This window comes from Microbacterium sp. 1154 (genome assembly GCF_031455375.1).
Classification (GTDB): Bacteria; Actinomycetota; Actinomycetes; order Actinomycetales; family Microbacteriaceae; genus Microbacterium.
The window spans coordinates 1749910-1773334 of the sequence record NZ_JAVDSN010000001.1 but is presented as its reverse complement, the minus strand read 5'-3'; the positions used below and the strand labels follow the sequence as shown (position 1 = coordinate 1773334).

The following is a 23425-nucleotide window of genomic DNA, read 5'->3' as shown; positions in this document are numbered from 1 at the left end:
GGCTCACTCGACGGGAGCGTCGCCGTCTCGACGAGACAGCGTGAGCAGGGCACCACGTTCTACTGTAGTCAACTCGCGCGCCTTACCCACCGGGAGAGTTCCCAGGTGAAGCGGTCCGAACTGGCGCCGCACCAGCTCGACGACCGGGTGACCGACCTCCGCCATCATGCGGCGCACGATCCGGTTCTTGCCCGAGTGCAGGGTCAACTCGACCAGACTCTCACCCCGGGAGGCGTCGAGCAGGCGCGCCTTGTCGGCGACGATCCGCCCGTCTTCGAGGTCGACGCCCTTGATGAGGCGCTGGATCGTCTGGGGCAGCACCTGTCCCTCGACCTTGGCGATGTACACCTTTGTCACCCCGAACGAGGGGTGCGCGAGCACGTGCGCGAGGTCGCCGTCGTTGGTGAGGACGAGCAGGCCGCTCGTGTCGGCATCCAGTCGTCCGACGTTGTAGAGGCGCTCGTCCCAGTCCTTCGTGTACCGACGGAGGTCGGGGCGGCCGCGGTCGTCGCTCATGGAGCTGACGACGCCGGTGGGCTTGTTGAGGATGACGTAGCGCTTGGACTCGTCGAGCTGGATGGCCGTACCGTCCACGTCGACGAGGTCGGTCTCGGGCTGGATGCGCCGACCGAGCTCGGTGACGACGACGCCGTTCACGCGAACGCGTCCCTCGACGATCATCTGCTCGGCGACACGGCGCGAGGCCACTCCGCGGTTCGCCAGCACCTTCTGCAGGCGGATGCCCTCATCGCTCGCCGAGCCTGTCGAAGCGTCGCTCATTTCAATACCTCTCCGTCGAATCCGTCCGAGCCGTCGTCGAGCAACGGCGAGATGTGCGGCAGCTCGTCGAGCGAGTTGATGCCGAGGTTGACCAGCAGCTGGTCGGTCGTTCCGTAGTGGATCGCGCCCGTGTCGGAGTCGGTGAAGGCCTCCGTGATGAGCCCGCGCGACAGCAGCGTGCGCACCACCGAGTCCACGTTGACCGCGCGGATGGATGCCACCTGCCCGCGCGTGACGGGCTGCTTGTACGCGATGACGGCCAGGGTCTCGAGCGCGGCCTGAGAGAGGCGCGTGGGCGTCTGGGTGTTCACGAACTCGCCGACGACCTCGTCGTACTCCTCGCGCACGTACAGGCGCCAGCCGCCGCCGACCTCGCGGAGCTCGAAGCCGCGCACCGGTCCCCCGGTCTGCCCGTCGTAGTCCGCGACCAGCGCCTCGACGGCCTGGCGGACGGCCGGGACGGGCGCCCCCACGGCGGCGGCGAGGCTCACGAGGCTCTGCGGCTCGTCGAGGACCAGCAGGATCGCCTCGAGACGACGGGCGACGGATGCCGGGTCGCTCGCGCGTGCGGGCGGCTCCGGCGCGGTGGCGTCAGCGGTCATAGTCTGCTCCCAGGGCGGCGAGGTTCTCTTCCGACCACCTCTCGGCGGTCCAGCGCAGCGTCAGCTCCCCCAGCGGTTCGAGCTGCTCGAACGACAGCGCCGCGTGGCGGTAGAGCTCGAGGATCGACAGGAACCGCGCGACGACGACCCCGGTCTCGGTCACGCCGGCGACGAGGTCGCGGAAGTTCAGGGTTCCCGCGGACCGCAGCAGGGTCACCACGATCGCGGCCTGCTCGCGGATGCTCACGAGCGGCGCGTGCAGGTGGTCGAGGCCCACGGTCGGGATCTGCTTGGGTGCGAAGGCGACGACGGCCAGCGCGGCGAAGTCGTCGGCGCTGAGCGTCCATTTCAGCTCGGGCACGGCGCTGCGGTACTTCTCGTCGAGCCGGACGGTGCGCGTGTGCCGCTTGTCCTCGCGCTGCAGGCACCGGGCGAACCACGCCGACACCTCCTTGAAAGCACGGTATTGCAGCAGGCGTGCGAACAGCAGGTCGCGCGCCTCGAGGAGCGCCACCGACTCGGCATCCACCAGCTCCCCCTGCGGGAGGAGACCGGCGATCTTCATGTCCAGGAGGGTCGCGGCGACGACGAGGAACTCCGAGGCCTCGTCGAGGTCACTCTCGGGACCCATCTCGCGCAGATACGCGATGAACTCATCGGTGACGCGGCTCAGCGCGACCTCGGTGATGTCGAGCTCGGCGCGCGAGATGAGGGTGAGGAGCAGGTCGAACGGGCCGTCGAAGACGGGGAGCGTGACGCGGAAGCCCGGGGCGTCGGTCGCGGTCCCTTCGGCGGAGTCGGGCTGTGCGACCTCGGAGGCGTGGGGGCCGAGCCCGCCGGGCGCCGATGCGTCGGCGGCGAGGGTGTCGTCAGGCGACGGCGCCACGGGCGACCAGCTCCCGCGCCAGCCGCAGGTAGGCCTGGGCGGCGGCGTGCTCGGGCGCGAACTCCGTGATCGGCATGCCCGAGACCGAGGCATCGGGGAACTTCACCGTGCGACCGATGACCGTCTCGAGGACGTCGTCGCCGAACGCCTCGACCACACGCTCGAGCACCTCGCGCGAGTGCAGCGTGCGGGGGTCGTACATCGTGGCGAGGACGCCGTCGAGCTCGATCGCGGGATTGAGGCGGTCGCGCACCTTGTCGATCGTCTCGACGAGCAGGGCGACACCGCGCAGCGCGAAGAACTCGCACTCGAGCGGAATCAGCACGCCGTGCGCCGCGGTCAGCGCGTTGACGGTGAGCAGACCGAGCGAGGGCTGGCAGTCGATGAGGATGACGTCGTAGTCGGCCGCGACCTTGCGCAGGACCCGGGCGAGGATCGTCTCGCGAGCGACCTCGTTGACCAGGTGCACCTCGGCCGCCGACAGGTCGATGTTGGCGGGCAGGATGTCGAGACCCTCGACGCGCGTCGAGACGATGACCTCGCGCGGGTCGCGCTTGGTGTCGAGCAGCAGATCGTAGATCGTCGGCACGTCGTGCGTCTGGATGCCGAGACCCGCCGACAGCGCACCCTGCGGGTCGAAGTCGATCGCGAGCACGCGACGGCCGTACCCGGCGAGCGAAGCCGCCAGGTTGATGGTGGTGGTCGTCTTTCCGACGCCGCCCTTCTGATTGCAGAGGGCGATGATGCGGGCGGGGCCGTGACTGTCGAGCGGCTTCGGGGTGGGGAACCCCTGGTAGGGGCGACCGGTGGGTCCGAGGATGACCTCGTCTGCGCCCGTCTTCTGGCCCTTTGTGCTCGCCGACACCGAGTCTCCCGCCTTCGTCATAACGTCGTCGAGTCTAGCCGCCGCCCGCCGCCGCGCCCGTGAGACCCGCGGGCGGGGGCGTTGCCCGCCGAGACCGCACGTGTTCACCGAGGCCGCACTCGTTGGGCGACAAACGCGTGCGTTCTCGACGATCGCGTACGTCCTCGGCGCAGGCCGCCCCCAGGTCCCGGGGCTCGTCGATGGAACCGAGACCGCACGCCCGCGGAGCCCTCGACGGGCACAGCCACCGCCACGCCCCCGCCCGACCGGAGCCGGGCGCTCGCTGGGCTACGTGACCGCCGCGCGCCGCCGCATCTGCACCAGCACGGCCAGCAGCAGCGTCGCCACGCCCCAGCCCGCCGCGACCTTCACCAGCACGCCGTAGACGAGGTGCGTGGGGGTGTAGTCCGCGTCGAACCCGCCCTCCACGGCGAGCGCCGCGACCACGGCGACGACCAGCGCCACGGGGAGCGAGACCCACCACGCCCACCGCACGGCATCCGGAAGCACGCGTCGCACAGAAGCCGGCCGCCGCTTCGACAGCCACACCAGCGCGAACACCGCTAGTGCGATCAGACCGAAGCCGCTCGAACCGTACTGCAGCCACTTCACGCCCGGCAGCGGCCCCCACAACTCATCGAGCGCCGGGAACAGCTGCGTGCCGGTGCGACCCTCGTGGGTCAGCAGGTCCCACGCGATGTGCGAGGCCACGCCGAGCGCGAGCGACAGCCCGAGCCACAGGATGCCGACGACACCCCCGCTCACGCTCGCTCTCGCCGCCGCGGCGGCTCCGGCATCCCACTCCGCGGGCAGGCGCTCCGCCGCCGCACGGGGCACCAGCTCGCGCGTGGCCGGGCGCAGCACGCACCGCCACACCAGCAGCAGCACGAACGCCACGACGGTCGTGAGAGGGACCCACGCGAAATCGTGTGTCATGCCGTAATCGGGCAGCATGCCCCGCAGGAACAGCGGCAGGTCGGGGGTCATCGCCCCGACCGCGATCGCCGCCGGAACCAGCCGCGTGCGCAGGAAGGGCAGCGCGACGACGGCGTGGCTCGGCGTGAACGGCATGTCAGCTGAGGAACAGACCCGCGAGCGTCTTCTTGCCGCGGCGGAGAACCGAGACACCGCCGGGGAGCGTACCCTCGACGACCGCCTCGTCGCTGGTGACCTTCTCGCCGTCGAGCGAGACGCCGCCCTGCGAGATGGCGCGACGCGCCTCGCTGAGGCTCGCGCACAGGCCCGTGGCGGTGAGCGCCTCGACCACGGTGGCTCCGGCCGCGACGGTCGCGTGCGGCAGTTCCTCGAGGGCGCTGCGCAGAACCGCGGCGTCGAGCACGGTCACATCGCCCTGGCCGAACAACGCCTCGGTCGCCGCGATGACCGCCTCGGTGGCCTCCACCCCGTGCACGGTCGTCAGCACCTCGCGGGCGAGACGCTTCTGGGCGGCGCGGCGGAACGGCTCCGTCTCGACGAGGGTCTCGTACTCCTCGATCTCGGCGCGCGTGAGGAACGTGAACACCTTGAGACGCTCGATCACGTCACGGTCGTCGGTGTTGAGCCAGAACTGGTACATCACCCACGGGCTGCACATGTCGGCATCGAGCCAGATGGCGTTGCCCTCGCTCTTGCCGAACTTCGTGCCGTCGCTGTTCGTGATCAGCGGCGTCCCGATGGCGTGCACCGAGACACCCTCGGCGCGGCGCACCAGGTCGGTGCCGCTGGTGAGGTTGCCCCACTGATCGCTTCCGCCGGTCTGCAGCACGCAGCCGTACTGGCGGTACAGCTCGAGGTAGTCGAGCCCCTGCAGGATCTGGTAGCTGAACTCGGTGTAGCTGATCCCCGCCTCGGAGTTCAGGCGCGCGCTGACGGCATCCTTTTTCAGCATCGTGCCGACGCGGAAGTACTTGCCGATGTCGCGCAAGAAGTCGATGGCGCTGAGCGGCGCCGTCCAGTCCAGGTTGTTCACGATGCGAGCGGGGTTCTCGCCCTCGAAGCTGAGGAAGCGCTCGACCTGCAGGCGGAGCTTGCCCACCCACTCCTCGACGGTCTCGCGGGCGTTCAGCGTGCGCTCCGCCGTGGGGCGGGGGTCGCCGACCAGACCGGTCGATCCGCCGACGAGCCCGAGCGGGCGGTGACCGGCGAGCTGCAGACGACGCATCGTGAGCAGCTGCACGAGGTTGCCCAGGTGCAGGCTCGGCGCGGTCGGGTCGAAGCCGCAGTAGAACGTGATGGGCTCTCCGCCGAGGAGTTCGCGCAGCTCGCCCTCGTCGGTCGAGACGTGCACCAGACCGCGATAGACGAACTCGTCCCAGACATTGTCGAAGGTCGGGTCGATGGCGGGGGCGAGGGCGCTCACGGGCGCCGCGTCGGTGGAGGCAGACACCGGTTCAGGGTACCAGCGGGGGTGTCCGACTCCGGATGCCGGCCCCCGGGCGCTCACCGCTCTCGCTGCGGCGGCTGGCCGGTGGCGGGGGCGGGGGCGGCGGGCGGTTCCGTCGGGAGCAGCAGGAGGCGGGTCTGCGCGCGAGACACCACCCAGATGACGGCGATGACGGCACCGAACACGACCGCGCACACCGTCAACAGCCACCCGATGGCGGCTTGTACGGAACCGACGGCGATCACGACGAGGACGATCCCGATGAGGACCGCCGCGCTCGTGAGCGCCGCCAACACGGTCATCACGACACGCAGGGTGCGAAACGATCGCTCGGCGTGGAAGGTGGGGCGCACGCCGTATCGCGTCGAGAGGTAGGCCCCCCACCTCTTACCCGTCCACCACCGATGGGCGGCGTGACGGATCGGATACCACCCCGCGCCGGGTCCCTCGACGTCACCGGGCAGAGGTCGCAGGTGGTCGGAGGCGACCGGATCTCCGACCGGCGTCGGCAGACGTCGCACGCGCGTGCTCTGCGCGGCCATCGCCAACCACAGCGCCGACAGCGCGACGAAGAGAAGCGGCAAGATCGTCGGATTGCGGGCGAGCATTCCCGATAGCGCGTAGACGAGGGCGGTGAAGAGGAAGAGTCCGCCCGCGATCCAGCCGAGGACCGGCTGCTCGAGGGTGGCCCAGTCGATCCCGGCCGTGCCGCCGCGCACGCGCGAGCCCGTCCAGATGCGGCCGTCCCACCAGCGCAGCTCCCCCGCCGTCGTCGGGTACCAGCCCGGGGGCGGCCCTGCCGGTCGGGGCGCCGCGAGGGGCTGGCCCGGCACACCCGCCGGGGCCGCGGCCGGCACCGGCGCTTCGTGCGTCGTCCATTGCGTGCCATCCCACCAGCGGGCGCGCCCCGGCGTTCCCGCGTCGTACCAACCCGCTGCAGCGTTCATGGACTCATCTCCCCCGGTGATGTCCCTCGACCGTATCGGTCCCTTCCGCACCCGTCACAAGGCGCCTCAGCGCGCGTGCACGCCCCACCACACGAGGAACGCCACGGCCAGCGACGTGACCCAGCTGACAAGGCTGCCGATGAGGAAGTACTCCGCGCGGTCGCCGTCGTCGCGATCGCGCGAGATCTCGGGGAAGCGCACGATCCCCTTCGCCGCGAGCACCGCGGCGAGCAAGGTGTAGGCGCCGGTGAGCGTCAACACGAAGACGAGGATGCGTTCGAGCGGACCGATCAGACGACCGCCCTTGAGGGTCGGTACCGCGTCACCCTCGGCGTCGGCGACGCGCCCGCCCATCTCGGAGCGCAGCGCGATGCGCACCACCGCGTTGCCCGACTCCAGCAGGAACACGAGGCACCCGACGACGAGGACGGCGACGTCGATCGACACGGACGCCCCCGGTCGATACGCGGCCCACGCTTCGCCGAGCAGGCCCGGCCGCTCGCGGCCCGGCGCGACGACCACGCACGCCGCGGCGGCGAGCGCGAGCAGGGCGACCGGCCACAGCCCCGCGCGAGCGGGACCGTCTTCGGGCACGACCCACGTCCAGATGGCGGCGACGGCGACGGCGAGGAGCCCCGCAATCACGGCATCCAACCCGGCCGAGACGAGGACGAGAAGGACGGATGCCACGGCGAAGGCCGGCCAACGTCTCGTGCGGATCATCTGGCGGATGAGGTCGACCGCTCCGACCGCGAGCAGGAGGAGACCGGCCGCGATCATGCGCGCACCTCCGCGGTGAGGGCTCCGAAGCCCTCGACGAGGGCGGCGGCGCCGGCGGTGGCGAGAGCCTGAGAGACCGCGGACTGGCTGATTCCCTCGGCGTCGGCGAGTTCGCGCTGGGAGCGGCCGACGCAGCGCCCGTAGGTCAGTCGGCGCGACCTCTCGCTCATGGCCGACACCAGCTGGTCGCGGCCGAGGGCGTAGGCGCGGGCGAGAGCGACGGTCTCGGTCATGGTGGCATCCTGCCCTTCGGCGAGAACGATCCAGGTTCGTGCGAGCGGCGCGGCGCGCTGCTGCAGCCGTTCGATGTGGTCGATGGCTTCTCGCGCAGCCCACCAGGCCGGCCCCTCGGGAACCGTGCGGTCGGCGAGCTCGATGGGCCGCACCTCCCCCACGCCTACTCCGAAGCGGCAGTCGACGTCATCGGGCAGGGCCAGGCGCAGCAGCAGCAACGAAGCCAGGGCTCCCGAGAGGTTGTCGTACTCGCCCTGCAGTTCATCGCCCACCACCGGCGCGAGGGGGGCTGCCGCGACGGGCAGATCGCGCTGGACCGTCTGCACCGCGTCGACGATCGATCGCTGCGCGCCGGCGCGGTCGTCCAGCCGCCGGGAGGCGACGATGTCGGCGATCACCGCGACGGTCATGAAATAAGCCTAACGCTTATAATCTTAATTTGATAAGCGATCAGCTGATATTCAGCCGATGAGCGAGCAGGACGCCGACTGAGCCCGAGCGACCAGTTCTTCGCGCTGTTCGCGGACGCGGTCCGGCGCGGTGCCGCCGACTCCCGTGCGGCTCGACACCGATCCCTCGATCGTCAACACCTCGCGCACCCGCGGGGTGAGCTCGGACGATACCGAAGCGAGCAGGGCGTCATCGGCGTCTTCGAGCCCGATCTCGCGTTCCTCGCACGCCCGCACCAGGGCTCCGGAGATCTCGTGGGCATCGCGGAAGGCCACACCCTGACGCACGAGCCACTCGGCGACATCGGTCGCGAGCGAGAAACCCTGCGGAGCGAGCTCGGCCATGCGGTCGGTGTGGAACCGGAGCGTGGCGATCATGCCCGAGAACGCGGGCAGCACGAGCTCGAGCGTGCGCACCGAGTCGAAGACCGGCTCTTTGTCTTCCTGCAGGTCGCGGTTGTACGCCAGCGGCAGGCCCTTGAGCGTCGCCATCAGACCCGACAGATTGCCGATCAGGCGACCGGCCTTGCCGCGTGCGAGCTCGGCGATGTCGGGATTCTTCTTCTGCGGCATGATGCTCGAGCCGGTCGAGTACGAATCGTCGAGGGTGACGAAACCGAACTCGCGGGTGTTCCAGAGGATCACGTCTTCGGCGAGACGCGAGAGGTCGACGCCGATCATCGCGGTGATGAACGCGAATTCGGCGACCACGTCCCGCGAAGCGGTGCCGTCGAGCGAGTTCTCGGCCGGGCGGGCCAACCCGAGGCGGTCGGCGACCAACTGCGGGTCGAGGCCGAGGGTCGCCCCGGCGAGCGCGCCGCCGCCGTAGGGCGAGACCGAGGCACGGACCGACCAGTCGCGCAGGCGCTCGAGGCCGCGCACGAACGCCCAGCCGTATGCCTGCAGATGGTGGGCGACGAGGACCGGCTGCGCGTGCTGAAGGTGGGTGCGACCGGGCATGATCGCGGTGTCGTGCGCCTCGGCCTGCGCGACGAGGGCGTCGATGAGACGCAGCAGCTCTCGTGTGAGGGTGCGCGAGTGATCGAGCAGATACAGCCGCACGAGCGTGGCGATCTGGTCGTTGCGGCTGCGACCGGCGCGGAGCTTGCCGCCGAGGGCCGGGCCCACCGTCTCGATCAACACGCGCTCGAGAGCACCGTGCACGTCCTCGTCGCCGGGGGCGGCGACGAGCGAGCCGTCCTGTACGCGAGCCGCGAGTTCGTCGAGGCCGTCGTGCATCGACCGCGCCTCGTCCGCGGTGAGATACCCCGCGGCCTCGAGAGCGGCGGCGTGAGCGTGCGAACCCTGGATGTCGTAGAGCGCGAGATCCCAATCGAAGTGGGTCGAGCGGCTCAACGCCGCCAGCTCGGGAGACGGTCCGCCCGAGAAACGGGCTCCCCACAGGGCGCCCTCGTTCGTCGACTGACCGGTCTCGCTGCTCATGCCTCCAGCCTACCGAGGGCCGCCGACACCGCCGGAGTCCGCGACGGGTGCCGCACCCGATGGGCGCGCTCCGGGTGCGGCATCCCGCCCCACGATGAGGCGCACCACGGCGTCGACGAACATCTCGAGGGGGCCTCGGCCGATCGTGAGGGCCCAGACCGTACAGCCCACGAGGAGCCCGAGCGTCAGAGGGACGAACAGCCCCGCCTCGCGGATGCCGACCAGGTCGGACGTGTCGCCCAGCAGGACCTGGGCGACGATGGCCCACACCACGAGCTGCAGGACGTACGCGGTCAGTGGCATCGAGCCCACCGCGCGCAGCGGGACGGCGACCCACCGCACCGGCGTGCGGCACAGCAACAGGCATACACCGATCGTCAGCAGCGCGAAGCCGCCGGACCCGATCACCTCCCACAGCCCCGAGGAGTGGTCCTCGGCGGTCAGCACCGCGGAAAGATACGGATCGCCCGCCGCGATCGGGGCCGTGGCGAGGGCGAACCCGTACCCGGCGAGCGCGAGCGACAGACCCGCCAGGGCGAGCAGCCCCTGATCAGCCACACTGCGCAGGTCGAGTCGACCCACACCCATGCCCGCCAGCAGGAAGGCGATCCACACCGTGAACGGGTATGCCCAGCCCACCGCGGCCTCGAGTTCGGCGCCCGCCGGCCCCTGCCACACGGGCGCGGCGTCGAGGACGGGCTGGATCCACGGCATGACGATCGCGAGCACGCCGGCGGTCAGGAACAGATCACGCGCACGCATGCCGAGGAACGGCAACGCCAGCACGAACAGCAGCGCGTAGGCGGGGAGGATGACGTACACCGGCACGCCCGTCATGACCAGGAGCAGGCCGATCACCCAGAGCAGGGCACCGCGCAGGGCCAGACGCGCCGCCGCGCGCGGGCGTCGGTGCGGGGCGAGCGGTCGCGGCCCACCCGTGACGAGGGCGATCGAGACCCCCGCGAGCACCGCGAACAGGATCGACGAGCGACCGTTCACCAGGGTGACCCACGTGCTCGGATCCGGCGTCAGGGTGCGCTCGGTCTCGAGCAGGTGCGCGGCGAGCATGCCCAGGACGGCCAGCCCCCGCGCGAGATCCACGCCGACCAGCCGGCCCGGTCCGTCGAAACGGGACCAGGCTCGGCCGAGCGGCGAAGAGGTCACTGCTGACGCAGAAGCCACACCAGGAGCGCCTTCTGGGCGTGCAGACGGTTCTCGGCCTCATCCCAGACGACACTCTGCGGACCGTCGATGACCTCGGCGTCGACCTCGTAGCCGCGGTCGGCGGGCAGGCAGTGGATGAAGATCGCGTCGTCGTCGGCGCGCGTCATGAGATCGCTGGTGACTTTGAAGCCGCCCAGGTCGCGAATGCGCGCGATCTTCTCCTCCTCCTTGCCCATCGAGACCCACGTGTCGGTGACGACCACATCGGCTCCGGATGCCGCCGCCTCGGGGTCGCTGAGCAGGGTGATCGACCCTCCGGTCTCGGCGGCGATCCGCTCGGCATCCGCGATCACGTCGGCGCGCGGGGCGTAGTCCGCCGGGGCGGCGACGCGCACGTGCATGCCCGCGGTGACCCCCGCGAGGACGTACGAGTGAGCCATGTTGCTCTGCCCGTCGCCGAAGAACGACAGCGTCAGGCCCGCCAGCTCCCCCTTGTGCTCGCGGATCGTGAGCAGGTCGGCGAGCAGCTGACACGGGTGGAAGTCGTCGCTGAGCGCGTTGACCACGGGCACGCGGGTTCCGCGCGCCATCTCTTCGAGACCCGCCTGAGCGTAGGTGCGCCACACGATCGCGGCGACCTGACGCTCGAGCACGCGCGCGGTGTCGGAGGGGGTCTCCTTGCCGCCCAGCTGACTGTTGGCGGTCGAGATGATCAGCGGCGAGCCGCCGAGATCGGCGATACCGACCGCGAACGAGACGCGCGTGCGGGTCGACGACTTGTCGAAGATCACCGCGACCGTCTGCGGACCTTCGAGCGGCTTCTGCGCCCAGCGGTCCTTCTTCAGCTCGATCGCGAGGTCGAGGATCTCGGCCTGCTCGGCCGGGGTCAGGTCGTCGTCGCGCAGCAGGTGGCGGGTCACGCGGGGGCTCCTTCGAGGATGAGGGCGTCGGAGACGGTGGCGAGGGCGGCACCGAAGAGGTCGAGGAACGCCGACACCTCGGCATCCCCGATCGTCAGGGGCGGGGCGATCCGGATGCTGGTGTCGTTCGCCGCGTTCACGATGAGGCCGTGCTCCTGCGCCGCAGCGACCACGGCCTTGGCGACCGGGCTGGTGAGGGCGATACCGAGCAGCAGACCGCGACCGCGCACTCCCGCGACCAGCGGCGAACCCAGAGCGGCGATGCCTTCGCGCAGCTGCGCCTCGCGGCGAGCGGCGTTCTCGACCAGTCCGGCCGACTCGATCTCTTCGAGAACGGCGCCGCCGACCGCGGTCCCCAGGGCGTTGCCGCCGAAGGTCGAGCCGTGCGTGCCGGGGAAGAACAGGTCGCTCGCCGCGCCGAAGGTCACGAGCGCGCCGATCGGGAAGCCGCCGCCGATGCCCTTGGCGACCGTGATCGCGTCGGGGACGATGCCGGCGTGCTGGAAGCCGAACCAGGCGCCCGTCCGGCCGGCGCCGGTCTGGATCTCGTCGACGATCAGCAGAGCCCCGTGGCGCTCGGTGATCTCGCGGGCGGCCTGCAGGTACCCCTCGGGCAGCTCGACGACCCCGGCCTCACCCTGGATGGGCTCGACGAGGAGCGCGGCGACGCGCTCGTCCATCGCGGCCTCGAGAGCCTCGACGGTGGCGTCGATGTGCTCCACGCCCGGCACCATCGGGAGGAAGTCCGCCTGCAGCGCGGGCTTGCCGGTGAGGGCGAGAGCGCCCATCGTGCGGCCGTGGAACCCGCCCTTCAGGGTCAGGACCCGCGTGCGGTCGGTCCCGCGCCCGTGCAGACGCGCGAGCTTGAGCGCCGCCTCGTTCGCCTCGGCGCCCGAGTTGCCGAAGTACACCCGGCCCGACTCCCCCGTTCCCGCCAGCCGCTTCAAGCGCGCGGCCAAGGCCAGCTGCGGGGGCGTGGCGAAGTAATTCGAGACGTGAGCGAGCGTGGCGGCCTGATCGGTGAGGGCCTTCACGAAGACGGGGTGCGCGTGACCCAGGGCGTTCACGGCGATGCCCGCGAGGAAGTCGAGGTACTTCGTGCCCTCGCTGTCCCAGACGTAGGCGCCCTCTCCGCGCACGAACAGCGCCATGCGATCTCCGAAGCTGCGGACCAGATCGCGTCCGGCGTCGTCCTGCCAGGTTGCGATGGTCATGCGACCACCTCCGTTCCGATTCCCTTGCTGGTGAACAATTCGACGAGCACCGAGTGCGGCACGCGTCCGTCGATGATGGCCGCGGTAGGCACTCCCCCGTCGACGGCATCGAGGCACGCCTGCATCTTCGGAATCATCCCCGACTCGAGCTTCGGCAGCATCGCCCGCAGCTCCGTCGAGGTCAGGTGCGACACCAGAGAGTCGCGGTTCGGCCAATCCGCGTAGAGCCCGGGGACGTCGGTCAGGACGACGAGCTTCTTGGCGTTGAGGGCCGTCGCGAGCGCTGCCGCCGCGGCATCCGCGTTCACGTTCAACGAGGTGCCGGGATGGTCGAGATCCGGTGCGATGCTCGACACGATCGGCACACGACCGGCGGCCAGGTGGTCGAGCACCGGCTGCGGATCGACCGTGACGACGTCTCCGACACGACCGAGGTCGTGCTCGACACCGTCGACCACGACGCCGCGACGGCGACCGCCGAACAGCCCCGCGTCCTCGCCGCTCAGGCCGGTGGCCAACGGGCCGTGCGCGTTGACCTTCGCCACGAGCTGCGGATTGATCTGCCCGGTGAGCACCATGCGCACCACACCGATCGCCTCGGTCGAGGTCACGCGGTATCCACCGCGGAATTCGCTCGGGATGTCGAGGCGGTTCAGCATCGACGAGATCTGCGGGCCGCCGCCGTGAACGACGACGGGCTTCACGCCGACGTAGCGGAGGTAGGCGATGTCGGCGGCGAAAGCATCCTGCAACTCGTCGCTGACCATGGCGTTGCCGCCGTACTTCACCACCACGACCTGGTCGCGGTACTTGCGCACCCACGGCAGCGACTCGACGAGCGTGACCGCCCGTTCGCTCGCCTGGGCGGGGTCGGTGTCTTGGAGATCGACGTGAGTCATGAGGAGTAAGCGCTGTTCTCGTGGACGTAGTCGTGCGTGAGGTCGTTCGTGCGGATCGTCGCCGCCGCCTCCCCGACCCGCAGGTCGATGACGAGGTCGGTGGCGCGCGGGGTGAGGTCGACGTCCTCGCGGGGGCGGTCCGGGCCGCCGGCGGTGCAAACGCGCACCCCGTTCATCCACACGTCCACGTCGTAGGGGTCGAAGGCGGCCGCGGTGGTGCCGATCGCGGCGAGAACGCGGCCCCAGTTCGGGTCGTTGCCGAAGATCGCGGCCTTGAAGAGGTTGTTGCGCGCGACCGACCGTCCGACCTCGACGGCGTCGTCCTCGCTCGCGGCGTTCACCACCCGGATGGTGATGTCGTGGCTCGCCCCCTCGGCATCGCCCTGCAACTGGGCGGCGAGGTCATCGCACACCGCGGCGAGCGCCGTGGCGAACTCATCGGCATCCACGCGGATGCCACTCGCCCCGCTCGCCAGAAGCGTGACCTGGTCGTTGGTCGACATGCAGCCGTCGGAGTCGAGCCGGTCGAAACTCACCCGCGTCGCCGAGCGGAGGGCCGCGTCGGCCTCGGCGGCGTCGAGGACGACGTCGGTCGTGACGACCACGAGCATCGTCGCAAGGCCCGGAGCCAGCATGCCCGCCCCCTTCGCCATGCCGCCGATCGACCAGCCGTCGCCGACGTGCACGGCGCGCTTGGGCTTCGAGTCGGTGGTCATGATCGCGAGCGACGCGTCGTCACCACCGTCGGACGACAGAGCGGCCACGCCCTCGTCGACGCCCTGCAGCACCTTGGCGCGGAACACCTCGTCACCCGTGCCGATCAGGCCGGTGGAGCACACCACCACGTCGCCCGCTCCGACGCCGAGGAGCTCGGCGGCGCGCTCGGCGGTCTGGTGGGTCGTCTGGAAGCCGAACGAGCCGGTGAAGCAGTTGGCCCCGCCCGAGTTGAGGACGACGGCCTCGATCGTGCCGTCTTTGACGACCTGCTCCGACCACAGGATCGGGTTGGCCTTGGCGCGGTTCGAGGTGAACACCGCCGCGCCCACCTTGAGCGGGCCCCGATTCACCACGAGGGCGACGTCGCGCGCCCCGGTCGACTTCAGACCGACCGCCACACCGGCGGCTTCGAATCCTGCGGGCACGGTCACGCTCACGGGGCGACTCCGTTCAGGGGGAGGGCGGTGGTCTCGGCGAGACCCAGCGCCAGGTTCATGGATTGGACGGCAGCGCCGGCGGTGCCCTTGACGAGATTGTCGACCGCCGCGACCACCGTCACCCGGTTCGCCGCGCGATCGATCGCGATTCCCATCGACGCGATGTTGGCTCCGAGCACGTCGGCCGTGCGCGGGAACACCCCCTCGGGGAGCAGCTCGACGAAGGGTTCGTCCGCGTAGGCCTTCTCCCAGGCGTCGCGAATCTCGGCATCGGTCGCGTCCTCCCGGATCGGGGCGGACGAGGTGGCGAGGATGCCGCGCGACATCGGTACGAGGACGGGAGTGAACGAGAGCCGGATGCCGTCGCTCGGCGCACCGGCGGCGATCAGCGCCTGCCGGATCTCGGGGATGTGGCGGTGCGTCCCGCCGACGGCGTACGGGTTCGCGGAACCCAGGATCTCGCTGGCGAGGAGGTTCGTCTTCGCCGACTTCCCGGCACCGCTGGGTCCCACCGCGAGCACCGAAACGATGTCGGCGGGGTCGATGACTCCCGCGGCGACGCCGGGCGCGAGCGAGAGGGCGACGGTCGACGCGTTGCAGCCGGGGGCCGCGATGCGCGTCGCCCCGCGGAGGTTCTCGCGCTGCTTCCCGCCCGATACCGGGAGCTCGGGCACGCCGTACGCCCACGGGTCGGGGTGCGCTCCGCCGTAGAACGCCGCCCAGTCTTCCGCCGACGTGAGCCGGTGGTCGGCACCCGCGTCGATCACGAGCGGCGTGTCGGCCAGGGCGTCGGTGTACTGGGCGGACTGGCCGTGCGGGAGGGCGAGGACCACGACATCGTGCCCGGCGAGGACCTCGGGCGTCGTGGGCTGCAGCACCAGGTGCGCGAGGGAGCGCAGGTGCGGCTGGTGGGTGACGAGGGGCTGTCCCGCGCTGGAGTGCGCGGTGACGGTGCGGATCTCGACGTCGGGATGAGAGGCCAGGAGGCGGAGGATCTCGCCGCCCGCATAGCCGGAAGCGCCGGAGACGGCGACCGAGAGGGTCATGTATCTACCTTACGAGTCGGGACTGGTGCTGCATTCAGCAGGAACCGGGGCGGCGACGCCCGTATGCCCGACCGATGGCGGGTTACGAGGTCGCCGAGAATCGGCGCTCGACCCGACGTCGACGCTCGCCACCGGTGCTCACGAAGAGCTCCTCGGTGCGTGCGGTGATCGACGACATGTGGCGAGGGTATCGGCAGCGGAGGTGGAGGGGCAAATCAACGACCGCACCTGTGCCCTCTCCCCCACGAGAAGCCGGGCACCGGATCGCCGTGTCCCCCAAATGGGGGACACGCATCGTATGATGGAGCTCCTGCCCTCATCGCCGGGCACTTCCGATTGCCCCCTTACCGGCGATGAGGGCAGTTCTCCTGCACACGAGACATCCCGTGGCCGTGTCGGCCCGCTCGCTCGCGCTAACCATCGTCGATCCACTGCTCGGCGAGGTGCGGCGCGTTTCCGGTCGACGCCTCCACCCGTTCGACCCCGCCCGCGATTCGTCGCGTCGACCGCGGCGGAAACGCCGAAGCGCCGCGCGGCGTGAGCCGGCGGCGCTCCGAGACGCACGGAACGCCTCAGTCGCGAATCGCGGCACCGAGTCGCTCGGCGGCCACGGCGACGCCCGCGAGCTTCGCCTCGGTCGCCTCGGCCGCGGTGAGCGTGCGGTCTTCGGCGCGGAACCGCAGAGCGAACGTCAAACTCTTCGTACCGTCTCCGAGACCGGGGCCGCGGTAGTCGTCGACGAGCCGGGCTCCCTCGAGCAGCGGAGACCCGCCCTCGAGCAGCGCGGCACGCACCGCTCCGGCGGCCACGTCGGCCGGAACCGTCAACGACACGTCCTGCGTGGCGGCGGGGAATCCCGAGAGGGATGCCGCGACCACTCGAGCGTGAGCGAGTTCGAGCATGGCGTCGAGGTCGAGTTCGGCCACGAGCACGCGCCCGGGCAGATCGGCCGCGTCAGCGACCGCGGGGAGGAGCTCCCCCACGTAGCCGATATCGGTGCCCGCGGCGAGCACGCGGGCGGTGCGACCCGGGTGCAGGGCCGCGCGCTGCGCCTGCACCAGCTCGATGTCGAGGCCTGCAGCGGCCGTGAGCACCCGCACGGCGTCGACGGCCGCGGCGAGGTCCGCGGCGATCGCGGGCTGGCCGGGCTGCTTGGCGACGGTGTTGCCCGTCAGCAGCACCGCGACGTGACGACGCTGCGGCGGGATCGACGCATCGAGGGCGGTGAGCGTCGCGGCATCCGGGCGCACGGCCAGCGGCGGTACGGACGGGGTCCCGTATTGCACGCCGGGCTTCGGGAGGAAGACCGTGCCGGTCTCGAACAGCGCGAGATCGACGATGCCGCGCGAGACGTTGCGGTGGGCGACCTGCAGCAGGGCGGGGACCAGCGATCGGCGCAGGAACGGCGCGAGGCCGTCGAGCGGGTTCGCGAGCTTGACACTCGGCAGCGGGTCACCGGACGGCGATCCGTGCAGGGCGTTCTGCTCTTCGGTCGTGAACGGGAAGGACGGCGTCTCGACGAAACCGGCCGCGGCGAGAGCGTTCGCCACACGGCGGCGCCCCTGCTGCGCGGCGGTGAGGCCGCGTCCGGACGGGGGCGTCGGGAGGACGGACGGGATCCGGTCGTAGCCCTCGATGCGCGCGACCTCTTCGGCGAGCGTCCACTTGTCACTGAGGTCGTGGCGCCACGACGGCGCGGTCACCGACCATCCGCCGTCGCGCTCCTCGACCGTGCACCCGATGAGTCGCAGCGCCGACACGATCTCGTCGTCGGTGTACTCGACGCCGATCAGTCCGGGGACGAAGCCCGCGGGCAGCGTGATCGCCTCGCGACGGTAGGTCGAACCGAGCGACCCGCCGAGCTCGGTGTCGAGCGTGCCGCCGGCGAGCTCGACCATCAGCGAAGCGACGCGCTCGGCCGCCACGTACGGCACGAGCGGGTCGACGCCGCGCTCGAAGCGCCGCGACGCCTCGGACGGCAGCTTGTGCCGACGCGCCGTGCGGGCGATCGATACCTGGTCGAACGTCGCCGCCTCGATGAGGACGTTGCGCGTGGCATCGCTCATCTCGGTGGGGCCGCCGCCCATGACGCCGGCCAGACCGATCGGACCCGACTCGTCGGTGATCAACAGATCCTCGGCGTGGAGCGTGCGCACCTGGCCGTCGAGGGTCTCGAGCTTCTCGCCCTGCGCGGCGCGGCGCACCGTGATGCCGCCCTGCAGCCGGTCGAGGTCGTAGCCGTGGATCGGCTGGCCGAGCTCGAGCATGACGTAGTTCGTGATGTCGATGAGCACCCCGAGCGAGCGGATGCCGGCGAGCGACAGACGCGTGATCATCCAGGGCGGGGTCGGGCGCGAGGGGTCGACATCGCGGACGATGCGCGCGACGAACTCCGTGGCGCCGTTGCGTCCCCGGATCGGCGCCTGGTCGGCGACGGTGAGCGGGAAGCCCGAGGGGGTGCGCCCCGCCGCATCGTCGTGACCGAGACCCGGATCGCGGAAGTCCGCGCCGGTCGCATGCGAATACTCGCGCGCGACACCGCGCAGCGACAGGGCGTAACCGCGATCGGGAGTGACGTTGATCTCGACCGCGAGGTCGTCGAGACCCAGCAGGGCGATGGCATCCGTTCCGACGGGAGCATCGATCCCCAGGTCGATCAGACGCAGGATGCCGCTGTGCTCGCTGCCGAGACCCAGTTCCTTCGCCGAGGCGATCATGCCGTCGGACACGTGGCCGTAGGTCTTGCGGGCGGCGATCGGGAAGGGGCCGGGCAGCACCGAGCCGGGCAGGGTCACGACGACCTTGTCGCCCTCGAAGAAGTTCGAGGCACCGCACACGATGCCGCGCACTCCCCCGTGCTCGGCGCCCACGTCGACCTGGCACCACCGGATGGTCTTGCCGTTGGACTGGGGCTCGGGGATGAACTCCTTCACCTCACCGACCACGATCGGGCCGGACAGCTCGAAGCGGTGCACGTCTTCTTCTTCGAAGCCGACCGATACCAGCGCCGCGAGGACATCCTCGGGCGTGGCCTCGGCGGGCACGTCGACGTACTCGCGCAACCAGGAGAGCGGGACGCGCATCAGACCACCATTCCGAACTGCTCGCTGAAGCGGACATCGCCCTCGGCCATGTCGCGCATGTCTTGCACGTCGCTGCGGAACATGAGCGTGCGCTCGATGCCCATGCCGAAGGCGAAGCCCGAGTACTCCTCGGGATCGATGCCGGCCGCCCGCAGGACGTTGGGGTTCACCATTCCGCAGCCGCCCCACTCGATCCAACGCGCCCCGCCCTTGAAGGTGGGGTGCCACAGGTCGAGCTCCGCGCTCGGCTCGGTGAACGGGAAGAAGTTCGCGCGGAAGCGCGTCTTGGCCTCGGGCCCGAACAGCACGCGCGCGGCGTGATCGAGCGTGCCCTTCAGGTGGGCCATCGTGATGTTCTTGTCGACGACCAGACCCTCGAACTGCGTGAACACCGGCAGGTGGGTCGCGTCGAACTCGTCAGTGCGGTACACCCGGCCGGGGCAGAGCACGTAGATCGGCAGGTCGCGCTCGAGCATCGACCGCACCTGCACCGGGCTGGTGTGCGTGCGCAGAACGAGGTGACGCGCGACCGGGTCGACGAAGAAGGTGTCCTGCATCTGGCGCGCGGGGTGGTCGACGTCGAAGTTGAGCGCGTCGAAGTTGAACCACTCGTGCTCGAGCTCGGGGCCCTCCGCGATCTCCCAGCCCATGCCGACGAAGATGTCGGACACCTGCTCCTGCAGGAGCGAGATCGGATGCCGAGCCCCGACGCGGGCGCGCTGCGGCAGCGCCGTGACGTCGATGCGCTCGGCCTCGAGCTGCGCGGCGGTCTCGGCTTCGGCCAGCTCGCTCTCGCGGGCGGCGAGCGCCTGATTCACCCGACCGCGGGCCTGCCCGACGAGCTTGCCGAAGGCGGCCTTCTGCTCGGGGGCGACGCTGCGCATCTGGGCGTTGAGCTTCGCGAGAGAGGATTGCTCCCCCGTGTGGGCGGAACGGGCGGACTTCAGCTCGGCTGTGGTCGCGGCGGCGGCGATGGCGGCAAGCGCGTCATCGACCGCGGAGGCGACAGCCTCGGGGGTGATCTCGGGTGCGTCGGACACGAGATGAGAGTCTACCGACGGGCGGGGACACTCCCCCGCCCGTCGGTCGCTCACAGACCGTGCGAGTCGTACTTACCGAGACCGCGCTGAGCGACGATCAGCTCGGTGTCGGTGCCGGTCTGACCCGCCGGCTCGGCGGGGGCGACGGTGCCGCCCTTCGGCGACCGGCGCAGACCGATCTCGACGCGGTGCGCGGTGTACGACAGCGCGAGGCACATCGCGACGTAGATGACGCTGGCGACCATCGCGGCCGGGATCAGCGGCGACCCGTACTCGCCGTTCGAGCCGAGCAGGCGCGCGAAGTACAGGAGTTCGGGGTAGGTGATGATGAAGCCGAGGGCGGTGTCTTTCAGCGTCACCACGAGCTGGGCGATGATCACGGGCAGCATGGCGCGGATCGCCTGCGGGAGCAGGACGAGGCGCATCACGCCGGCCTTGCGCAGGCCCACGGCGTAGCCGGCCTCGCTCTGGCCGCGCGGCAGCGCCTCGACGCCCGCGCGGATGACTTCGGACAGCACCGAGCCGTTGTAGAGGATCAGCGCGATGACGACGGCCCAGTACGACGACATCTTGATGCCGATGACGGGCAGGCCGTAGTACAGCAGCAGCATGAACACGAGGACGGGCACGGCGCGGAGCAGTTCGACGACCCAGCCGACGGGAAGGCGCACCCACCGGTGGTCGGACATGCGACCGATGGCCAGGATGAAGCCGAGAACGAGGGCACCGATCGCCGCCACGGCGAAGGCGGCGAGGGTCGCGAGCGTCGCCTGACCGAAACGCTCCCAGATCGCGCTGTAGCTGAAGACGTTCCACTTGGCCGCCGAGAACTGCCCGGTGTCGATGAAACGCCAGACGACGAAGCCGATGACGGCGGCGACGAGGACGAGGGTGACGACGCCGAGGATGCGATTGCGCAGCTGTGCGCGGGGGCCCGGCACGTCATAGAGGACGGAGGAGCTCATCGGACGACCTTCCACTTCTTCTCGGCCGCGTTCTGCAGGGCTGCGAGCAGCAGGACCAGGATGACGAAGACCGCCATCACCAGAAGGATGGTGACGAGCTGGTTCTCGCCGTTCTCGCTCATCGTCGCTCGGATGTTGCCGAGATTGACGACCGAGAAGCCGGCCGCGACGGTGGTGTTCTTGAGGAGGGCGATGAAGACGCTCATCATCGGGGGGATGACCGATCGGGTCGCCTGCGGGAGGACCACGAGGGTCATCACCTGGCCGAAGCCGAGGCCCAGTGCGCGTGCCGCCTCGGCCTGGCCGACGGGCACGGTGTTGATGCCGGAGCGCAGCGTCTCGGCGACGTACGTCGCGGTGTAGATGCCGAGGCCGCACACGGCGAGGGCGAGGAAGCTGCCGCGCGGCACGTCGACGAGCAACGGCACGCAGAACGCGAAGAAGAACAGCACCAACGTGAGCGGGGTGTTGCGGATCCAGTTCACGTACACCGCGCCGACGCCGCGGGCGATGGGCACGGGCGATACGCGCATGGCCGCGACGATGAAGCCGAGCACGAGCGCGATCAGGCCGCCGCCCACGAAGAGCACGACCGTCCCCCACAGCGCCTGCGCCCACAGGTCGGGGTAGTCGAAGATCTGGTTCACCGTACGCTGTCCGTTCTCTCTCGTCGTACTCGTCGGGTGGTGCGGGCGGCGCGCGCGGCGCCGCCCGCACCGGGGCGTCAGCTGACGGGGTCGACCGCCGGCTGCTCGCCCTTGACGCCCGAGGCGCCGAGGTTCTTCTCGAAGATGGCCTCCCAGGTGGAGCCGCCGTCGGTGAACATGGTGTTCACGAACTCCTGGAACGCGGTGTCGCCCTTGGCGATGCCGACGCCGTAGCGCTCCTCGCTGAAGGGCTCGCCCGCGATCTTGAGGTTGTCGGGGTCCTGAGCGGCGTAGCCGAGGAGGATGGCCTCGTCGGTGGTGACCGCGTCGACCTCGCCGTTCTTCAGCTTCTCGACGCACTGCGAGTAGGTGTCGAACTCGACGACCTTGGCGGGAGTCTGCTCGCGGATGCGCTGGATCGGCGTCGAGCCGGTCACCGAGCACACGGTGGTCTCGGCGGTGAGCGAGTCCTTGCCGGTGATGGTGTCGTTGTCGGCGGCGACGAGCAGGCCCTGACCGGTCAGGAAGTAGGGGCCCGCGAACGCGATCTGGTCCTTGCGCTTGTCGGTGATCGAGTAGGTGCCGACGTAGTAGTCGATGTCGCCGTTGATGATGGCCTGCTCGCGGTTGGCCGAGGCGATCGCCTTGTACTCCACCTTCGACGTGTCGGCCGGGTCGTAGCCCAGCGATGCGGCGATCCAGCGCGCGACGTCGACGTCGAAGCCCTTGCGCTCGCCCGTGACGGGGTCGAGGTAGCCGAGGCCGGGCTGGTCTTCCTTGACACCGACGACGATCTTGCCGGCCGAGCTGATCTTCTCGAAGGTGGGGCTGCCTTCGATCGTCACATCGGTGGCCACCGCGCCGTACACGGGGGCGTCGGAGTCGCTGCCGCCGTCGGAACCGGGGGCCGCACCCGGGGTGCCGCTGTTGCAGGCCGTCAGGGCCAGCAGGCCGGCGGCGATGATGCTCGCGCCGGCGAGAAAACGAGTCTTACGCATGTGATGTCTCCTTGGTTACGTGTGCTGTGCGGAAAGGGGTCGTCGGTGACGGCGCGCGCGATCGCCTCGGGGCGGGCGATGCTCTTGTCTCGGCAAGGAACCTCCTCGTTCGTCGCCGTCAGGGTCGTGCGTCAGTGCGTGATGAGCTTCGAGAGGAAGTCCTTGGCGCGCTCCGACTCGGGACGCGTGAAGAACTGCTCGGGGGTCGCCTGCTCGACGATCTGCCCGTCGGCCATGAACACCACGCGGTTCGCGGCCTTGCGCGCGAAGCCCATCTCGTGGGTGACGACGATCATCGTCATCCCGTCCTTGGCGAGGCCGACCATGACGTCGAGCACCTCGTTGATCATCTCGGGGTCGAGTGCCGAGGTCGGCTCGTCGAAGAGCATGACCTTGGGCTTCATCGCCAGCGCGCGGGCGATCGCCACACGCTGCTGCTGACCGCCGGAGAGTTGCGCCGGCAGCTTGTCGGCCTGGTGCCCGACGCCCACGCGGTCGAGGAGCGCGCGCGCCTCTTTCTCGGCATCCGCCTTCTTCATCTTGCGGACCTTGATGGGCCCGAGCGTGACGTTCTCGAGGATGGTCAGGTGAGCGAAGAGGTTGAACGACTGGAAGACCATGCCGACATCGGCACGCAGCTCGGCCAGGCCCTTCCCCTCTTTGGGAAGCTCCTTGCCGTCGATGGTGATCGAGCCGCTCGTGATGGTCTCGAGGCGGTTGATGGTGCGGCACAGCGTCGACTTTCCGGAACCCGAGGGCCCGATGACCACGACGACTTCGCCGCGGTCGACGGTGAGGTCGATGTCTTTCAGAGCCTGGAACTGCCCATAGTGCTTCTGGACGTCGGAGACGACGACCAGGGGCTCGGTCTTCGGGGGAACGGATGCCATGCCTTCACCCTATGAGGATGCTGGGCGTGCGACCAC

At 70.2% G+C, this 23425-nt stretch carries 22 protein-coding genes; all 22 read right to left on the bottom strand.

Going from position 1 to position 23425, the window contains the following annotated elements; genetic code table 11:
• Positions 1-3: 3 nt before the first annotated feature.
• Complete coding sequence (locus J2X55_RS08200) at positions 4-780, bottom strand: pseudouridine synthase (RefSeq protein WP_309822835.1); 777 nt, start codon at positions 778-780, stop codon at positions 4-6.
• Positions 777-1382 carry an SMC-Scp complex subunit ScpB gene (scpB, locus tag J2X55_RS08195; RefSeq protein WP_309822834.1) on the bottom strand — a complete coding sequence of 202 codons (606 nt, stop codon included), beginning with the start codon at positions 1380-1382 and terminating at the stop codon, positions 777-779. The genes J2X55_RS08200 and scpB overlap by 4 nt, the downstream gene beginning before the upstream one ends.
• Entirely contained in the window at positions 1372-2268 is an 897-nt protein-coding gene (locus tag J2X55_RS08190; RefSeq protein ID WP_309822833.1) for a ScpA family protein, read from the bottom strand. The genes scpB and J2X55_RS08190 overlap by 11 nt, the downstream gene beginning before the upstream one ends.
• Positions 2252-3154: a ParA family protein gene (locus J2X55_RS08185; RefSeq protein WP_056227506.1), complete on the bottom strand. Its 903-nt coding sequence runs from the start codon at positions 3152-3154 to the stop codon at positions 2252-2254. The genes J2X55_RS08190 and J2X55_RS08185 overlap by 17 nt, the downstream gene beginning before the upstream one ends.
• A gap of 267 nt (positions 3155-3421) precedes the next feature.
• Entirely contained in the window at positions 3422-4204 is a 783-nt protein-coding gene (locus J2X55_RS08180) for a DUF4184 family protein (protein WP_309822832.1), read from the bottom strand.
• Between the two features lies 1 nt (position 4205).
• Positions 4206-5519: a tyrosine--tRNA ligase gene (gene tyrS / locus J2X55_RS08175; RefSeq protein ID WP_309822831.1), complete on the bottom strand. Its 1314-nt coding sequence runs from the start codon at positions 5517-5519 to the stop codon at positions 4206-4208.
• A 53-nt stretch (positions 5520-5572) separates the two neighbouring features.
• On the bottom strand, positions 5573-6463 hold the full coding sequence (locus tag J2X55_RS08170) for a DUF2510 domain-containing protein (protein WP_309822830.1): 891 nt from the start codon (positions 6461-6463) through the stop codon (positions 5573-5575).
• Positions 6464-6529: 66 nt separating this feature from the next.
• Positions 6530-7243, bottom strand: a complete 714-nt coding sequence (locus J2X55_RS08165; RefSeq protein WP_309822829.1) for a hypothetical protein — start codon at positions 7241-7243, stop codon at positions 6530-6532.
• A complete protein-coding gene (locus tag J2X55_RS08160) occupies positions 7240-7887 on the bottom strand; it encodes a SatD family protein (RefSeq protein ID WP_115920366.1) in 648 nt (215 codons plus the stop codon). The genes J2X55_RS08165 and J2X55_RS08160 overlap by 4 nt, the downstream gene beginning before the upstream one ends.
• A 51-nt stretch (positions 7888-7938) precedes the next feature.
• Complete coding sequence (gene argH, locus J2X55_RS08155; protein ID WP_309822828.1) at positions 7939-9369, bottom strand: argininosuccinate lyase; 1431 nt, start codon at positions 9367-9369, stop codon at positions 7939-7941.
• A 9-nt stretch (positions 9370-9378) separates the two neighbouring features.
• On the bottom strand, positions 9379-10533 hold the full coding sequence (locus J2X55_RS08150; protein ID WP_309822827.1) for a heparan-alpha-glucosaminide N-acetyltransferase domain-containing protein: 1155 nt from the start codon (positions 10531-10533) through the stop codon (positions 9379-9381).
• On the bottom strand, positions 10530-11453 hold the full coding sequence (gene argF, locus J2X55_RS08145) for an ornithine carbamoyltransferase (protein ID WP_115920360.1): 924 nt from the start codon (positions 11451-11453) through the stop codon (positions 10530-10532). The genes J2X55_RS08150 and argF overlap by 4 nt, the downstream gene beginning before the upstream one ends.
• Positions 11450-12667, bottom strand: coding sequence for an acetylornithine transaminase (locus J2X55_RS08140; RefSeq protein WP_309822825.1), 1218 nt, complete (start codon positions 12665-12667; stop codon positions 11450-11452). The genes argF and J2X55_RS08140 overlap by 4 nt, the downstream gene beginning before the upstream one ends.
• Positions 12664-13566 carry an acetylglutamate kinase gene (gene argB / locus J2X55_RS08135; RefSeq protein WP_115920356.1) on the bottom strand — a complete coding sequence of 301 codons (903 nt, stop codon included), beginning with the start codon at positions 13564-13566 and terminating at the stop codon, positions 12664-12666. The genes J2X55_RS08140 and argB overlap by 4 nt, the downstream gene beginning before the upstream one ends.
• A complete protein-coding gene (gene argJ / locus J2X55_RS08130; RefSeq protein WP_309822823.1) occupies positions 13563-14720 on the bottom strand; it encodes a bifunctional glutamate N-acetyltransferase/amino-acid acetyltransferase ArgJ in 1158 nt (385 codons plus the stop codon). The genes argB and argJ overlap by 4 nt, the downstream gene beginning before the upstream one ends.
• Positions 14717-15766 carry an N-acetyl-gamma-glutamyl-phosphate reductase gene (gene argC, locus J2X55_RS08125; protein WP_309822822.1) on the bottom strand — a complete coding sequence of 350 codons (1050 nt, stop codon included), beginning with the start codon at positions 15764-15766 and terminating at the stop codon, positions 14717-14719. Before argC ends, argJ begins: the two co-directional genes overlap by 4 nt.
• A gap of 572 nt (positions 15767-16338) precedes the next feature.
• Positions 16339-18849, bottom strand: a complete 2511-nt coding sequence (pheT, locus tag J2X55_RS08120) for a phenylalanine--tRNA ligase subunit beta (protein ID WP_309822821.1) — start codon at positions 18847-18849, stop codon at positions 16339-16341.
• Positions 18849-19889 carry a phenylalanine--tRNA ligase subunit alpha gene (gene pheS / locus J2X55_RS08115; protein ID WP_115920348.1) on the bottom strand — a complete coding sequence of 347 codons (1041 nt, stop codon included), beginning with the start codon at positions 19887-19889 and terminating at the stop codon, positions 18849-18851. Before pheS ends, pheT begins: the two co-directional genes overlap by 1 nt.
• 50 nt (positions 19890-19939) lie before the next feature.
• A complete protein-coding gene (locus J2X55_RS08110; protein WP_181906552.1) occupies positions 19940-20854 on the bottom strand; it encodes an amino acid ABC transporter permease in 915 nt (304 codons plus the stop codon).
• A complete protein-coding gene (locus J2X55_RS08105; RefSeq protein ID WP_115920344.1) occupies positions 20851-21501 on the bottom strand; it encodes an amino acid ABC transporter permease in 651 nt (216 codons plus the stop codon). Before J2X55_RS08105 ends, J2X55_RS08110 begins: the two co-directional genes overlap by 4 nt.
• A 77-nt stretch (positions 21502-21578) precedes the next feature.
• Entirely contained in the window at positions 21579-22499 is a 921-nt protein-coding gene (locus J2X55_RS08100) for a glutamate ABC transporter substrate-binding protein (protein WP_115920342.1), read from the bottom strand.
• Positions 22500-22630: 131 nt separating this feature from the next.
• The gene (locus J2X55_RS08095; protein WP_115920340.1) at positions 22631-23389 is read right to left on the bottom strand and encodes an amino acid ABC transporter ATP-binding protein; all 759 of its coding nucleotides are present in this window, start codon (positions 23387-23389) and stop codon (positions 22631-22633) included.
• Between the last annotated feature and the right edge of the window lie 36 nt (positions 23390-23425).

What these genes read in the sequence shown, in the direction of transcription:
- J2X55_RS08200 (WP_309822835.1), bottom strand. Translation starts at nt 780, where the DNA reads ATGAGCGACGCTTCGACAGGCTCGGCGAGCGATGAGGGCATCCGCCTG.
- scpB (WP_309822834.1), bottom strand. Translation starts at nt 1,382, where the DNA reads ATGACCGCTGACGCCACCGCGCCGGAGCCGCCCGCACGCGCGAGCGAC.
- J2X55_RS08185 (WP_056227506.1), bottom strand. Translation starts at nt 3,154, where the DNA reads ATGACGAAGGCGGGAGACTCGGTGTCGGCGAGCACAAAGGGCCAGAAG.
- J2X55_RS08180 (WP_309822832.1), bottom strand. Translation starts at nt 4,204, where the DNA reads ATGCCGTTCACGCCGAGCCACGCCGTCGTCGCGCTGCCCTTCCTGCGC.
- J2X55_RS08170 (WP_309822830.1), bottom strand. Translation starts at nt 6,463, where the DNA reads ATGAACGCTGCAGCGGGTTGGTACGACGCGGGAACGCCGGGGCGCGCC.
- J2X55_RS08165 (WP_309822829.1), bottom strand. Translation starts at nt 7,243, where the DNA reads ATGATCGCGGCCGGTCTCCTCCTGCTCGCGGTCGGAGCGGTCGACCTC.
- J2X55_RS08160 (WP_115920366.1), bottom strand. Translation starts at nt 7,887, where the DNA reads ATGACCGTCGCGGTGATCGCCGACATCGTCGCCTCCCGGCGGCTGGAC.
- argH (WP_309822828.1), bottom strand. Translation starts at nt 9,369, where the DNA reads ATGAGCAGCGAGACCGGTCAGTCGACGAACGAGGGCGCCCTGTGGGGA.
- J2X55_RS08140 (WP_309822825.1), bottom strand. Translation starts at nt 12,667, where the DNA reads ATGACCATCGCAACCTGGCAGGACGACGCCGGACGCGATCTGGTCCGC.
- argB (WP_115920356.1), bottom strand. Translation starts at nt 13,566, where the DNA reads ATGACTCACGTCGATCTCCAAGACACCGACCCCGCCCAGGCGAGCGAA.
- argC (WP_309822822.1), bottom strand. Translation starts at nt 15,766, where the DNA reads ATGACCCTCTCGGTCGCCGTCTCCGGCGCTTCCGGCTATGCGGGCGGC.
- pheT (WP_309822821.1), bottom strand. Translation starts at nt 18,849, where the DNA reads ATGCGCGTCCCGCTCTCCTGGTTGCGCGAGTACGTCGACGTGCCCGCC.
- J2X55_RS08110 (WP_181906552.1), bottom strand. Translation starts at nt 20,854, where the DNA reads ATGAGCTCCTCCGTCCTCTATGACGTGCCGGGCCCCCGCGCACAGCTG.
- J2X55_RS08100 (WP_115920342.1), bottom strand. Translation starts at nt 22,499, where the DNA reads ATGCGTAAGACTCGTTTTCTCGCCGGCGCGAGCATCATCGCCGCCGGC.
- J2X55_RS08095 (WP_115920340.1), bottom strand. Translation starts at nt 23,389, where the DNA reads ATGGCATCCGTTCCCCCGAAGACCGAGCCCCTGGTCGTCGTCTCCGAC.